Genomic DNA, 14,035 nt, shown 5'->3' on the forward strand with positions numbered 1-14,035 from the left:
CGCACACCCGGTTTGCTCTCGCGAACCCGGTGGCGGCGTTTTTTCGTTTTAGACCCCCAACCGTTGAGGTGCGTGATGAAATCAAGCTTCTGGAAATCCGGGCACACCCCGACCCTGTTTGCCGCGTTCCTGTATTTTGACCTGAGCTTCATGGTCTGGTACCTGCTGGGCCCACTGGCGGTACAGATTGCCGCCGACCTGCACCTGACCACTCAACAGCGCGGCCTGGTGGTGGCCACGCCGATCCTGGCGGGCGCGGTGTTGCGCTTTCTGATGGGCATGCTGGCCGACAAGCTGTCGCCCAAGACCGCCGGGCTGATCGGCCAGGTGATCGTCATCGTCGCGTTGTTCTGCGCCTGGAAACTGGGGATTCACAGCTACGAGCAAGCCCTGCTGCTGGGCATGTTCCTCGGCATGGCCGGTGCGTCTTTTGCCGTTGCGCTGCCGTTGGCTTCGCAGTGGTACCCGGCCGAGCACCAGGGCAAAGCCATGGGCATCGCCGGCGCCGGCAACTCCGGCACCGTGTTTGCCGCCTTGCTGGCACCGGTACTGGCGGCGGCCTTTGGCTGGAGCAATGTGTTCGGCTTCGCCTTGATTCCGCTGATCCTCACCCTGATCGTGTTCGCCTGGCTTGCGCGCAATGCCCCGCAACGCCCAAAAGCCAAGTCGATGGCCGACTACTTCAAGGCCCTGGGCGATCGCGACAGCTGGTGGTTCATGTTCTTCTACAGCGTGACCTTCGGCGGCTTCATCGGCCTGGCCAGCGCCCTGCCCGGCTACTTCAACGACCAGTACGGCCTGAGCCCGGTGACCGCCGGCTATTACACTGCGGCCTGCGTCTTCGGCGGCAGCCTGATGCGCCCGTTGGGCGGCGCCCTGGCGGACCGTTTCGGTGGGATCAAGACCCTGCTCGGCATGTACAGCGTGGCGGTGATCTGCATCGCGGCGGTGGGTTTCAACCTGCCCAGTTCCTACGCCGCGCTGGCGCTTTTCGTGTGCACCATGCTCGGCCTTGGCGCCGGCAACGGCGCGGTATTCCAGTTGGTGCCGCAGCGTTTTCGCAGTGAGATCGGCGTCATGACCGGCCTGATCGGCATGGCTGGCGGGATCGGCGGCTTTGCCCTGGCCGCCGGCATGGGCGCGATCAAACAGAGTACCGGCAGTTACCAGTTGGCCCTGTGGTTGTTCGCCAGTCTCGGCGTGTTGGCCTGGTTTGGCCTGCACGGCGTCAAGCGGCGCTGGAGAACCACCTGGGGCTCGGCTGCCGTGACCGCCGCGCGCGTCTGATGAGCCTGCAACTGAGCGTCGCCCAGGCCAGTGCGATCGGCCCACGGGCAGAAAACCAGGATGCCTTGCGGGTGGTCACGCCCGTGGCGGAACTGGCCGCGAGCAAAGGCTACCTGTGCGCCCTGGCCGACGGTGTCAGCCAATGCGCCGACGGCGGCCTGGCCGCGCGCTCGACCTTGCAGGCGCTGGCCCTGGACTACTACGCCACGCCGCAGACCTGGGGCGTGGCCCAGGCGCTGGAACGCTTGCTGGTCGCACAGAATCGCTGGCTGCAAGCCAATGGCGGCGGCCAGCCTTTGCTGACCACCCTCAGTGCCCTGGTATTTCGCGGCCAGCGTTTCACCCTGGCCCATGTCGGTGACTGCCGGGCCTATCGCTGGCTGGACGGCGAATTGCAGCGCATCAGCGAGGACCATGTGTGGGAGCAGCCGGGCATGCAGCATGTGCTCAAGCGCGCCCTCGGCTTGGACCAACACCTGGTGCTGGATTTTCTCGACGGTGAACTGCGCGCAGGCGAGTGTTTCCTGCTGCTCAGTGACGGGGTCTGGGCCACGCTGGGCGACCACAGCATCAGCGCGATTCTGCGCGAGCAAAGCGACCTGGACATGGCGGTCAATACGCTGGTCGCTGCCGCCCACCTGGCAGGCAGCCAGGACAATGCCAGCGCCTTGCTGGTGCGTATCGATGCCCTCGGCGCCGCCACGCTCGGTGATGCACTGGCGCAGTTGCAGCAGTGGCCGCTGCCACCATTGCTCAAAGCAGGACAACGTTTCGAAGGTTGGCACGTGCAAAGCCTGCTGGCGCAGAGCCGGCAGTCAATGCTTTATCGGGTACAGGATGATCAACAGCGGCCCTGGTTGTTGAAAACCTTGCCGTTGAATCGTGAAGAAGATGCTGACGCCGCCCAGGCCTTGCTCTCGGAAGAATGGTTTCTGCGCCGGGTCGCTGGTCGCGCGTTTCCCGAAGTGCATGCCGCCAGTGGGCGCCAGCATCTGTATTACGTGATGCGTGAATATCCGGGGCAAACCCTTGCCGAACTGTTCAAGCGCCAGGGCCCATTGCCCCTGGCCCAATGGCAGGCCATCGCCGAACGTTTGCTGCGCGCGGTCGGCCTGCTGCACCGGCGCCAGATCCTGCACCGTGATATCAAGCCGGAAAACCTGTTGCTGGGGGACGACGGCGAACTGCGCGTGCTGGATTTCGGCCTGGCCTACTGCCCGGGGCTGTCCGAAGACCGCGCCAGCGTATTGCCCGGCACCCCGAGCTTTATCGCGCCGGAGTCGTTCAACGGCGAACGTCCTACGCCGCAACAGGATTTGTACAGCGTCGGCGTCACGCTCTATTACCTGCTCACCGGCCACTATCCCTACGGAGAAATCGAAGCCTTCCAACGCCCGCGTTTCACTCATGCGGTCAGCGCCAGCCGCTACCGGCCCGATGTGCCGGACTGGCTGCCGGCGAGCCTGGAACGGGCCGTGGCTGCGCAAGCGGAACAGCGCTATGAAACCGCAGAGGAATGGTTGCTGGTGCTCGAACAGGCCGACCGCCGCGAGCTGAGCGTGCGTCCGCGACCCTTGCTGGAGCGTGAACCGCTCAAGGTATGGCAAACCCTGGCGGTGGTTTCACTGCTGCTCAATCTGGTGCTGCTGTTCTGGCTATTGCACCACTAACGGGCAGATTTTTTCGGTATCGCCATTGAATCCCCAGTAAAACAGCGGATATCAACACTTGGCACAGCTGCTGCATTAGCTATCCCAACAACCCACATACAGCCGCGCCTTCAACGTCGAAGGATCGAGCTTCCCGAGAGAACGGGACCAGGACAAAGGCGTCCTCGCTAGGTAACTAGCGGGGACGCCTTTTTTTGTTTGCGCGTGATTGGTCGGAGAGCGACATGAAAAAACTCAAACTGGTGATGATCGGCAACGGCATGGCCGGGGTTCGCACCCTGGAAGAATTGCTCAAGCTCAGCAGCGAGCTCTATGACATCACGGTGTTCGGCGCCGAGCCCCACACCAACTACAACCGCATCCTGCTGTCGCCGGTGCTGGCCGGCGAGCAGACTTTCGAAGAGATCGTGCTCAACGACCTGGACTGGTACCTGGACAACAACGTCAAGCTGCTGCTCAACCGCAAGGTGGTGCAGATCGACCGGGTCAAGCGCCGCGTCATCGCCGAGGACGGTACCGAAGCCGAGTATGACCGCCTGCTGATCGCCACCGGTTCCACGCCGTTTATCCTGCCCATTCCCGGCAACACCTTGCAGGGCGTGATCGGCTACCGCGACATCGCCGACACCCAGGCCATGATCGACACCGCCAAGACCCACACCCACGCCGTGGTCATCGGTGGCGGCCTGCTCGGTCTTGAGGCCGCCAACGGCCTGATGCTGCGCGGCATGCACGTGACCGTAGTGCATATCGGTGAATGGCTGCTGGAGCGACAACTGGACAAGACCAGCGGCCAACTGCTGCAAACCGAACTGGAAAGCCGTGGCCTGGTGTTCCGTCTGTGCGAACAGACCCAGGCCCTGCACGATGCCGGTAATGGCCGGGTCGGCTCGGTGCAGTTCAAAAATGGCGACATCATCCCTGCCGACCTGGTGGTGATGGCCGCCGGTATCCGCCCCAACACCGAACTGGCGGAAAAGTCCGGCATCCCCTGCAACCGTGGGATTCTGGTCAACGATACGATGCAAACCTACGACCCGCGCATCTACGCCATCGGTGAATGCGCCAGCCACCGTGGGATCGCCTACGGCCTGGTGGCACCGCTGTTTGAACAGGCCAAGGTCTGCGCCAACCACCTCGCCCAGTTGGGTTTCGCCACCTATAAAGGCTCCGTGACCTCCACCAAGCTGAAAGTCACCGGCATCGACCTGTTCTCCGCCGGCGATTTCATGGGCGGCGAAGGCACGGAGACCATCACCCTCTCCGACCCCATCGGCGGCGTGTACAAGAAACTGGTGATCAAGGACGACATCCTGGTCGGCGCCTGTCTGTACGGCGATACCGCCGATGGCGGTTGGTATTTCCGTCAGATTCGTGAGAACCATGCCATCGGCGAAATCCGCGATCATTTGATGTTTGGCGAAAATGCGCTGGGCGACGTCGGCCACCAAGGCCAGGACAAAGCCATGAGCATGGCCGACAACGCCGAGGTCTGCGGCTGCAATGGCGTGTGCAAGGGCACCATCGTCAAGGCGATCCAGGAACAGGGACTGTTCAGCGTCGATGAGGTGAAAAAGCACACCAAGGCCGCCAGTTCCTGCGGCTCTTGCGCGGGGTTGGTGGAACAGATTCTGATCAACACCGTGGGCGGTGCCGCCGATGTCAAACCCAAGAGCGAAAAAGCCATCTGCGGTTGCAGCGACCTCAACCACGGGCAAATCCGCCAGGCCATTCGCGACCAGCACCTGCTGACCATCGCCGGCACCATGAGCTACCTGAACTGGCGCACGCCCAACGGTTGCGCCACCTGCCGCCCGGCGCTGAACTACTACCTGATTTCCACCTGGCCCGGCGAAGCCAAGGACGACCCGCAATCGCGCCTGATCAACGAGCGTGCCCACGCCAACATTCAGAAAGACGGTACCTACTCTGTAGTCCCGCGGATGTGGGGCGGTGTGACCAATCCGTCGGAGCTGCGCCGTATCGCCGACGTGGCCGACAAATACAACGTGCCCATGGTCAAGGTGACCGGCGGCCAACGCATCGACCTGCTCGGCATCAAGAAGCAGGATTTGCCTGGGGTTTGGAAAGACCTCGACATGCCGTCCGGGCATGCCTACGGCAAATCCATCCGTACCGTGAAGACCTGCGTGGGCAGTGAGTTCTGCCGCTTCGGTACGCAGAACTCCACGCAACTGGGCATCGAGCTGGAGCACGACCTGTTCAATATGTGGTCGCCGCACAAGGTCAAGCTGGCGGTGTCAGGTTGCCCACGCAATTGCTCGGAAGCGGGCATCAAGGACGTGGGAATTATCGGCGTGGATTCAGGCTGGGAGATGTATATCGGCGGCAACGGCGGGATCAAGACCGAAGTCGCGGAGTTCTTCGTCAAGCTCAAGACCGCCGAAGAGGTGCGCGAATACAACGGCGCCTTCCTGCAGCTGTACCGCGAAGAAGCCTTCTACCTGGAGCGCACCGTGCATTACCTGCAGCGCGTCGGTATGGACCATATCAAGAAAGCCGTCCTGGAAGACCCGGCCCGGCGCCAGGCCCTCAACGAGCGCCTGCAGTTTTCGCTGTCGTTCGAGCAAGACCCTTGGAAAGAACGCTTGGAACAGCCGCTGCTGAAAAAAGAATTCGACGTCATCCCGGTCAAGCAACTGGAGGTGCCAGCATGAACTGGCTGGATATCTGCGCTCTGGAAGAGATCAACACGTTGGGCTCGCGCATCATCAACGGACCCAAGGGCGACATTGCGATTTTTCGTACCAGCGACGATGAAGTCTTCGCACTCGATGACCGCTGTCCTCACAAAGGCGGGCCACTCTCCCAAGGCTTGATCTATGGCAAGCGCGTGGCGTGCCCGCTGCACAATTGGCAGATCGATCTGGCGTCCGGCGAAGCCCAGGCACCGGATATCGGCTGCGCCCATCATCACCTCGCCCGCGTGGAAAACGGCCGAGTGATGCTGGCCCTCCGGGACGCAGGGTGATGAACCGCCAGGTCACGGCGTCCACCTGCTGCTATTGCGGGGTGGGCTGCGGCGTGCTGATTGAGCATGACGGTACCCGGATTCTTGGCGTGCAAGGCGATCCGGACCACCCGGCCAACTTCGGCAAGCTGTGCAGCAAGGGCGCCAGCCTGCACCTGACCGGCGACCTCGACGCCCGCGCCCTCTACCCGCAGTTGCGTCTGGGCAAGGGCATGGCGCGCAGTCGCACGGACTGGGATACCGCGCTGGAACATGCCGCCAATGTCTTCGCCGCCACCATCGCCGAACACGGCCCCGACAGCGTGGCGTTCTATATCTCCGGGCAACTGCTGACCGAGGACTACTACAGCTTCAACAAGCTGGCACGGGCGCTGGTGGGCACCAACAATATCGACAGCAACTCACGGCTGTGCATGTCCTCGGCCGTGGTGGGCTACAAGCGCAGCCTGGGCGCCGATGCGCCGCCGTGCAGCTACGAAGACCTGGAAACCAGCGACTGCGTGATGATCGTCGGCAGCAACATGGCCTACGCGCACCCGGTACTGTTCCGACGCCTGGAGGAAGCCAAGGCGCGACGGCCACACATGAAAGTGGTGGTGATCGACCCTCGGCGCACAGACACCTGCGACGTGGCCGACCTGCACCTGGCGATCCTGCCGGGGACGGACGTCGCGCTGTTCCATGGGATTTTGCATCTGCTGCTGTGGGAAGACTGGATCGACCGCGACTTTATCCAGGCGCACACCGACGGCCTGGCCGAATTGAAGCGCCTGGTGCATGACTACACGCCTCAGATGGTCACGCAGCTGTGCGGAATCAGCGTCGAGCAATTGCGCCTGTGTGCGCAATGGGTCGGCACCTCCAGCAGCTTCCTGTCGCTGTGGTGCATGGGGCTTAACCAATCCACCGCCGGCAGCGCAAAAAACAGCGCACTGATCAACCTGCACCTGGCCACCGGTACCATTGGCCGGCCAGGCTGTGGCCCGTTTTCCCTGACCGGCCAGCCCAATGCCATGGGCGGGCGCGAGACCGGCAGCTTGTCGAATCTGCTGCCTGGGCATCGCGACGCCACCAACCCCGAACACCGCGCAGAAGTTGCCGCTTATTGGGGCGTCGATCAACTGCCGGCCACCACCGGCCTCACGGCCATCGAACTGTTCGAACAGGTGCAGGCGGGCAAGATCAAGGCACTGTGGATCGCCTGCACCAACCCCGCCCAATCGTTGCCGGACCAGAATGCCGTGCGTGCCGCCTTGGAAACATGCCCTTTTGTGGTATTGCAGGAAGCCTTTCGAACCACCGAGACCGCCGCCTACGCCGACCTGCTGTTGCCCGCCGCCAGTTGGGGCGAAAAGGAAGGCACGGTGACCAACTCCGAACGGCGTATTTCCCACGTGCGGCGCGCCATCAGCGCACCGGGAGAAGCGCGGCCGGACTGGGCGATTACCGTGGATTTCGCTCAACGCCTGGAGCGTCGCCTGCGGCCAGGGCTGGGCAGCCTGTTTGCCTTTGAGCAACCTGCGCAGATTTTTGACGAGTTCAAGTTGCTGACGCGAAACCGCGATCTGGATATGTCCGGCATCAGCCATGCCGTGCTTGACCGACTCGGCCCGCAGCAGTGGCCGTTTCCCATGGGCGCGCAGGCCGGGACGCCACGGCTCTACGTCGACGGTATATTCCCCACCGAAAATGGCCGTGCGCAATTTGTCGCCGACCCTTATCGCGCCGCCAAGGAGCAGCGTGATGCGCGCTTTCCGCTGACCCTGATCACCGGCCGCCTGCGCGACCAGTGGCACGGCATGAGCCGCACCGGCACGGCAGCGCAGTTGTTCGGGCATGTCAGCGAGGCGCTGTTGAGCCTGCATCCGGACGAGTTGCGCCGTCACCGCTTCAAGGAGGGCGATCTGGTCACCCTGAAAAGTCGTCGAGGCCATGTGGTGGTGGCGGTCACCAGCGATGACAGCGTGCGTCCTGGCCAAGCGTTCCTGCCGATGCACTGGGGCGACCGTTTTCTCAAGGGCGGCGTCAACGTACTCACCCAGCCGGCGTTCGATCCGTTGTCCAAACAGCCTGAACTCAAGCACAGCGGTGTACGGCTGGAAGCGGTGCAACTGCCGTGGCAGCTGTTTGCGCTGATCGAGGGCGACGTGCAGCGACATGTCGAAGCCCTGCGTCCGCTCTGTGAGGGGTTTGCCTATGTCAGTCTGAGCCTGTGCGGCCGTGAGCGACCCGCGCTGCTGGTGCGCGCCGCCCATACCGAAGCACCCGACCTGACATTATTGAACCGCATCGACCAGCTGCTGGGGCTCAATGACGGCCCGGTAATGGCTTATGACGACCCGCGCCGCTCCATCGGTAAACGCGTGAAAATCGAGAAAGGCCGCATCACCGCGTTACGCCTGGCCGGCGAAACCCTCGCCCGTCATTGGCTGCAAAGCCTCTGGCTGGAAGGCCGTGCCGACGATCAACTGCGCCGCTGGCTGTTGGCGCCTTTGAGCGCGCCACCGGGAGGCGCGGCAGCCGGCAACAAGGTGCTGTGCAATTGCAAGAACGTCAGCGAAAGCGCGGTGTGCGCCGGGATTGCCCGAGGCCTCGACCTGAACGGACTCAAACAAGAACTGGAATGCGGCACGCAATGCGGTTCCTGCGTGCCCGAAATCAAACGTCTTTTGGCCGCCAGCACGCAGCCAATCGCAATCAGTGTGTGAGGCAAAAACATGAGCGCAAAAGTTTGGCTGGTAGGCGCAGGGCCCGGTGATCCGGAGTTGCTCACCCTTAAAGCGGTAAGGGCGCTGCATGAAGCGGATGTGGTGCTGATCGACGATCTGGTCAACCCGGCAGTGCTGGAGCACTGTGCCGATGCGCGGGTGATCACCGTGGGCAAGCGCGGCGGCTGTCGCTCCACACCGCAAGAGTTCATTCACCGGCTGATGCTGCGCTACGCGCGCCAGGGCAAATGCGTGGTGCGCCTTAAAGGCGGTGACCCGTGCATCTTCGGTCGGGGTGGCGAGGAAGCAACGTGGCTGCGCGAGCATGGAGTCGAGGTGGAGTTGGTCAATGGAATCACTTCAGGGCTGGCTGGAGCGACGAATTGCGACATCCCGTTGACGTTGCGCGGTGTGAGCCGTGGCGTGACGCTGGTCACGGCGCATACCCAGGACGACAGCAGCCTGAACTGGCGCGCACTGGCTGAGGGCGGAACGACACTGGTGGTGTACATGGGCGTAGCCAAGCTGGAAGAGATACGCGAACAGTTGCTGGAGGGTGGCATGGCTGCAAATATGCCGGTGGCGATGATCGAAAATGCGTCGTTGCCCGAGCAGCGCGAATGCCGTAGCGACCTCGCCTCGATGCATGAAGATGCGCAGACTTTTGCGCTCAAGAGCCCGGCGATCCTGGTGATTGGCCGTGTCGCCAGCACAGCGCAGGTGGCCTGCGTCGCGGCGGCGGCCAGCGCCTGAGGTAAATCGCAGGCGAAAAAAAGCCCGGCCTAAGCCGGGCTTTTTTGTGAAGCTCGGCTAATTACTTAGCTTGAGCTTCTACCGCTGCTTCTACGCGACGGTTAACAGCACGACCAGCTTCAGTTGCGTTGTCAGCAACTGGACGGGATTCGCCGTAACCTACGGAAGTGATGCGGCTAGGAGCTACGCCATCTTTAACCAGGACTTGCTTAACAGCGTCAGCACGACGCTGGGACAGCTTCTGGTTGTAAGCGTCTGGACCTACGGAGTCAGTGTGACCAGCAACTTCTACGTTGGTGTCTGGGTACTGAGCCATGAAGTCGGCCAGGTTTTTAACGTCGCCGTAGCTGTTAGGCTTAACAACGGCCTTGTCGAAGTCGAACTTAACGTCCAGCTCAACACGAACAACCTGAGCAACCGGAGCTTCTGGCTCTGGAACTGGCTCTGGAGCTGGTGCTGGGGTAGGAGCTGGAGCAGCTGCGCCAGCGTTACCGCCGAAGTTCACACCCAGGCCGACCAGTGCGGAGTAGTCCCACTTGCCGTTGTCCAGACCGTAGTCAGCTTCAACACCAGCACGAGCGTACAGGTTGTTGGTGAAGTAGTACTTCACGCCGGTACCGATGGTAGCGAAAGTAGTCTGATCGCGACCGCTGTGACCGTCAGCTTGCACGTTGGTACGGCTCTGGTGGCCGAAACCGCCTTCAACGTATGGACGCAGGCTGTCAACGCCAGCTTGACCGAAGTGATATTGGGCAACCAGGCTGCCGGTATCACCTTTGATTTTCTGGCTACCAGTACCGTCGTTCGAACGGGTGTGGTTAGTCTTGTCGTAGGACAGGTTCAAGGACAGGTCGTCGGTCAAGAAGTAACCGATGCGAGCGCCAGGATTGAAGCCGTCTTCGATGTGCTTGACGCTATCGTTGTACTGCTTCTTGTAGAACAGCTCGCCTTCAACTGCGCCTTGGCCTTGTGCCAGAACGCCGAAAGAAGTAGCGGCAATAAGAGAACCAATGGCCAAGCCCAAGGTGTTTTTCAGTTTCATCCGTTAAATCCCCATCTGGTGATTGTAAAGCAGTCCCACAAACCGGGGGACAACTCGGCGACAAGTCTAACAGAACTTGCCTACACGTAAGAGATATTTGCTACGCACTAAGTTTCAGTCTCGCTCGCAAATTTCTCACGTAATTTATCAAGAGCACGTTTGTAACGCATTTTTGTAGCACTCAACCCCATATGCATGATGTCAGCGATCTCCTGAAATTCCAATTCTGCGACGAAACGTAGCACCAGAATTTCACGGTCAATCGGGTTCACATGCACCAGCCAGCGATCGAGTCCGCCCTTTTCCTCGGGTGTCGGCGCCTTCTCTTCAGACGCTTCCTCAAGGGGGTCCAGACTCAAGGCGTCCATCAAGCGACGCTTTCGCCGTTCCTTCCGATACTGCGTGATGCACTCGTTGTACGTGATGCTGTAGAGCCAGGTCTTGAACTTCGATTTGCCTTCGAAGTTCTTGAGGCCGTACAGCACCTTGAGCATCACTTCCTGACAGACATCGTCCGCATCTCTATCGTTCCCCAAATACCTTGAACAAACGTTGAACAGAGTGCGTTGATACCTGCGCATTAATTCTTCGTACGCGCGTGTTACGTGAAACAGCTCCGTGTGCGAACGCGCGACCAGCTCCTCATCAGAGAGCTCACGGGGGTCATAGCGCGTGGACAGCGTTTGGGCTTTATTCAAAACAAGTCGTGCCGGCAGTCGGGTCAATGTCCGCTGCAACCCGGTAAGCCGGGTTTGCGGCGGCGTACATTAGCAGGGTTTGCCGGATTAGCGGCTACTGACCTGCTGCTCCAGGAGAATCCGGTTCGACAGCGACACCAGTTCTCCCTCATCGGTCAGCACTGTCGTCTTGACTGTGCCGATCTCCTCGATTTGCCCTTCGACCTCGCCCACACGCACCTGTTGCCCAACCTGATACAACTCACGCACATAGATTCCCGCAAGAATCTGACCGGCAATTTCCCGGCTTCCGAGGCCCATGGCCAGTGCAACGGCCAGACCAACGGTAATCAAAACGATCACAATAACGTGGTTCAGCAGGTCAGTCTTGACCTCCAACTGACTGATCGCGACCGAAATACTGATGATGATCACCAGTCCCTGGGCAATTCGCCCCAGACCTGCCGCATAGTCCAGCCCGACGCCTTCGGCGGCTCCGCGCACCAGGCCGTTGGCCAACTGAGCGAGCAAAACACCGACCAGCAACACCAGCGCGCCGCCGAAAACCTTCGGCAAATACAGTGCCAGCATGTCGAGCGTAGCTGAAACTCGCTCAAGTCCAAGGGACTGAGCCGCAGAAACCAGAAAAATAAGTAGAACGAACCAATAGACGATCTTGCCGACCAGGGTAGAAATCGGCACTTGCAGCCCTGCGCGGCCCAGCAGCTTGGTCAGACCGGTGCCGGCCATCAGGCGATCCAGCCCGAGTTTGGCAAGCAATTTGGACAGCAGGGTGTCGAGCAGCTTGGCCACGACAAAGCCCAGCAATACCAGGACCAGGGCACCAAACAGGTTGGGAATGAAATTCGCCACCTTGGTCCACAATGCGGTCATCGCGGTGACCAGGCTCTGGGTCCAGAGATCAAGTTCCATATTCAATCAGCCTTATCAGCAGTGCGAGCAAGAGGTTTTCTACGGGAAACCGGTGATACGTGGGCCGAACCGTTGTTCAGGGCCATCATCAACGCCGGCACCCAACGCCCGAGCAGCCCGAACAGGTCACCGGCCCCAACCTGACGGTTGGCGGTTTTCAGTACGCGGCCCAGGCAAGCGTCGTCATCACGGTTGGATGGCGAAGCATTGAGCATGTCACGCAAAGACTGTTCGAACGGATCGTGCATAAGAGACCTCTCGCAAGTGATTTAAAAGACGAGGGTAAAATTCATCGGGTCACATCAACCCTTTCCTACGTTCAGCTCATATTCAGTTCAAACCCAGCGCAATCGCCGAAACAGCCACCATTGACCCAGGGCTACCGAGACCATCAGCAGGCAGGCAATCATGAATCCGTAGGGGCTGCTGGAAAACGGTATCCCCCCTACATTGATGCCCAGCAAACCAGTCAGAAAACTCATTGGCAAGAAGATGCCGGTGATGATCCCGAAGCGGTACATCGTGCGGTTCATGCGCAGGCTCAAGCGCCGGTCTTCGGCCTCAAGTACAAGCCCCACGCGCTCCCGAGCCAATTCCAGTTCTTCCAGGTAACGGGTCAGGCTGTTGTGCAACTCGTTCCAATAGTCAGCGTCGTCGTCACAGAACCACGCCAACTTGATGCGCGTCAGCTGCGCAAAAATATCCCGTTGCGGTGCCAGAAAACGCTTGAGCCCAGCCGCACGCCGACGGATCTGCAAGACACTGCCGTGCTCAGGCGTATACCGTTCGTCGGCATCGAGTTTTTCTTCCTCGGAATCGACGATTTCAGACAGCCCGGTGACCAGATCCTGCACTTTGTTGGTCAGGTACTGCGCCATATAAAGGATGAGTTCAGACGCGGTTCTGGGGCCCTTACCCTCTGCCAACTGCACCAGCAGCTCATCGGTGGCCCGTAACGGGCGCAAACGCAAGGAGATCACACGATTGGCCGCGGCGAATATGCGTACCGAAACCATGTCTTCCGGTTCCGCGCCGGGGTTGAGATTGATCCCGCGCAGAAACAGCAGCAGTTCGGCATCCGGCAACGGCAACAGCCGCGGGCGGGTGTTTTCTTCCAGCAGCAGGTCACAGGCAAATTCGCTCAAGCCGCTGGATGTGCGCAGCCAGGTCTGGGTTTGCGGATGGCTGCGGTCCCAATGCAGCCACAGGCTTTCCTGGGGTTGCAGTTGCAACTCGTCAAGCTCAGTCCGGGCAATCGAACGCGCACCGCCTTTACCGTCCAGTACCAGGGCATGCACCAGCCCCCACTGCGCGTTGTCTTCCTCGAACATCCTCACCCCTTTCGGCTACCGCGTTTTATTCAGGCATTTTCAGTGGGCTGGGCGAGACGATTACACCGTTGTTATCGGCATACACGTACTCCCCCGGGCGGAACGTCACGCCTGCAAAGGTGACCACCACGTTCAGGTCACCCAGGCCACGCTTGTCGGTTTTCATCGGGTGCGAAGCCAGGGCCTGCACGCCCAGGTCAGTCTGGGCGATCACGTCGACATCGCGGATGCAACCGTAGATCACCATGCCTTCCCAGCCATTTTTTGCGGCTTTCTCGGCGATCAGGTCGCCCAGCAGCGCGCGGCGCAGCGAACCACCGCCATCGACCACCAGCACCTTACCGGCGCCCGGCTGTTCGGCCTGCTGCTTGACCAGCGAGTTATCCTCGAAGCATTTGATGGTGACAATTTCGCCGCCAAAGGAGTCTCGGCCACCGAAGTTGCTGAACATCGGCTCGACCACCTGTACCAGTTCCGGGTACGCATCGCACAGGTCGGGGGTCACGTAATGGTTCATCGGGAAACTCCTGTCGTCAAAGAAGAGGTCGAACATCCCACGGTGTACTTCAGAAAACGTCTTGCAACCGGCATTTTTTAAAGGCTGGGCCAGTGACGGCGGCCATGATCAGACCCACGCCAGCG

Annotated in this window: 12 protein-coding genes; 6 read left to right on the top strand and 6 right to left on the bottom strand. The window is 60.7% G+C overall.

The features are described from left to right. Window positions 1-75: 75 nt before the first annotated feature. The 6 genes from SC318_RS19410 to cobA all read left to right on the top strand — a co-directional run bounded on the left by SC318_RS19410 (window position 76) and on the right by cobA (window position 9,410). Complete coding sequence (locus SC318_RS19410) at window positions 76-1,287, top strand: nitrate/nitrite transporter (protein ID WP_057721199.1); 1,212 nt, start codon at window positions 76-78, stop codon at window positions 1,285-1,287. Further along, the gene (locus tag SC318_RS19415) at window positions 1,287-2,957 is read left to right on the top strand and encodes a bifunctional protein-serine/threonine kinase/phosphatase (RefSeq protein WP_320428098.1); all 1,671 of its coding nucleotides are present in this window, start codon (window positions 1,287-1,289) and stop codon (window positions 2,955-2,957) included. Before SC318_RS19410 ends, SC318_RS19415 begins: the two co-directional genes overlap by 1 nt. A gap of 224 nt (window positions 2,958-3,181) precedes the next feature. Continuing rightward, window positions 3,182-5,635 carry a nitrite reductase large subunit NirB gene (nirB, locus tag SC318_RS19420; protein ID WP_124387728.1) on the top strand — a complete coding sequence of 818 codons (2,454 nt, stop codon included), beginning with the start codon at window positions 3,182-3,184 and terminating at the stop codon, window positions 5,633-5,635. Next, complete coding sequence (nirD, locus tag SC318_RS19425) at window positions 5,632-5,949, top strand: nitrite reductase small subunit NirD (RefSeq protein WP_065887851.1); 318 nt, start codon at window positions 5,632-5,634, stop codon at window positions 5,947-5,949. The genes nirB and nirD overlap by 4 nt, the downstream gene beginning before the upstream one ends. Further along, window positions 5,949-8,657, top strand: a complete 2,709-nt coding sequence (locus SC318_RS19430; RefSeq protein WP_320428099.1) for a nitrate reductase — start codon at window positions 5,949-5,951, stop codon at window positions 8,655-8,657. Before nirD ends, SC318_RS19430 begins: the two co-directional genes overlap by 1 nt. A 9-nt stretch (window positions 8,658-8,666) precedes the next feature. Further along, on the top strand, window positions 8,667-9,410 hold the full coding sequence (gene cobA, locus SC318_RS19435) for a uroporphyrinogen-III C-methyltransferase (RefSeq protein ID WP_320428100.1): 744 nt from the start codon (window positions 8,667-8,669) through the stop codon (window positions 9,408-9,410). A gap of 61 nt (window positions 9,411-9,471) precedes the next feature. Here the strand turns inward: cobA and SC318_RS19440 are convergent, their stop codons facing one another. The 6 genes from SC318_RS19440 to rraA form a co-directional block, all read right to left on the bottom strand. Continuing rightward, window positions 9,472-10,452, bottom strand: a complete 981-nt coding sequence (locus SC318_RS19440; protein WP_181285686.1) for an OmpA family protein — start codon at window positions 10,450-10,452, stop codon at window positions 9,472-9,474. A gap of 107 nt (window positions 10,453-10,559) precedes the next feature. Then, window positions 10,560-11,150, bottom strand: coding sequence for an RNA polymerase sigma factor SigX (gene sigX / locus SC318_RS19445; protein WP_320428101.1), 591 nt, complete (start codon window positions 11,148-11,150; stop codon window positions 10,560-10,562). A gap of 87 nt (window positions 11,151-11,237) precedes the next feature. Further along, window positions 11,238-12,062 (bottom strand): mechanosensitive ion channel family protein, encoded by an 825-nt coding sequence (locus SC318_RS19450; protein ID WP_320428102.1) that lies wholly within the window; start codon window positions 12,060-12,062, stop codon window positions 11,238-11,240. A 2-nt stretch (window positions 12,063-12,064) separates the two neighbouring features. Further along, complete coding sequence (locus tag SC318_RS19455) at window positions 12,065-12,310, bottom strand: hypothetical protein (RefSeq protein WP_025854229.1); 246 nt, start codon at window positions 12,308-12,310, stop codon at window positions 12,065-12,067. Window positions 12,311-12,397: 87 nt separating this feature from the next. Continuing rightward, the gene (locus SC318_RS19460) at window positions 12,398-13,393 is read right to left on the bottom strand and encodes a divalent cation transporter CmaX (protein WP_320428103.1); all 996 of its coding nucleotides are present in this window, start codon (window positions 13,391-13,393) and stop codon (window positions 12,398-12,400) included. Window positions 13,394-13,418: 25 nt separating this feature from the next. Then, complete coding sequence (gene rraA, locus SC318_RS19465) at window positions 13,419-13,910, bottom strand: ribonuclease E activity regulator RraA (protein ID WP_306494142.1); 492 nt, start codon at window positions 13,908-13,910, stop codon at window positions 13,419-13,421. Between the last annotated feature and the right edge of the window lie 125 nt (window positions 13,911-14,035).

The organism is Pseudomonas sp. MUP55, assembly GCF_034043515.1.
GTDB lineage: Bacteria > Pseudomonadota > Gammaproteobacteria > Pseudomonadales > Pseudomonadaceae > Aquipseudomonas.

Bases quoted from the DNA above. Each gene is read 5' to 3' on its own strand.
- SC318_RS19410 (WP_057721199.1), top strand. From the start codon at position 76: ATGAAATCAAGCTTCTGGAAATCCGGGCACACCCCGACCCTGTTTGCC.
- SC318_RS19415 (WP_320428098.1), top strand. From the start codon at position 1,287: ATGAGCCTGCAACTGAGCGTCGCCCAGGCCAGTGCGATCGGCCCACGG.
- nirB (WP_124387728.1), top strand. From the start codon at position 3,182: ATGAAAAAACTCAAACTGGTGATGATCGGCAACGGCATGGCCGGGGTT.
- nirD (WP_065887851.1), top strand. From the start codon at position 5,632: ATGAACTGGCTGGATATCTGCGCTCTGGAAGAGATCAACACGTTGGGC.
- SC318_RS19430 (WP_320428099.1), top strand. From the start codon at position 5,949: ATGAACCGCCAGGTCACGGCGTCCACCTGCTGCTATTGCGGGGTGGGC.
- cobA (WP_320428100.1), top strand. From the start codon at position 8,667: ATGAGCGCAAAAGTTTGGCTGGTAGGCGCAGGGCCCGGTGATCCGGAG.
- SC318_RS19440 (WP_181285686.1), bottom strand. From the start codon at position 10,452: ATGAAACTGAAAAACACCTTGGGCTTGGCCATTGGTTCTCTTATTGCC.
- SC318_RS19450 (WP_320428102.1), bottom strand. From the start codon at position 12,062: ATGGAACTTGATCTCTGGACCCAGAGCCTGGTCACCGCGATGACCGCA.
- SC318_RS19455 (WP_025854229.1), bottom strand. From the start codon at position 12,310: ATGCACGATCCGTTCGAACAGTCTTTGCGTGACATGCTCAATGCTTCG.
- SC318_RS19460 (WP_320428103.1), bottom strand. From the start codon at position 13,393: ATGTTCGAGGAAGACAACGCGCAGTGGGGGCTGGTGCATGCCCTGGTA.
- rraA (WP_306494142.1), bottom strand. From the start codon at position 13,910: ATGAACCATTACGTGACCCCCGACCTGTGCGATGCGTACCCGGAACTG.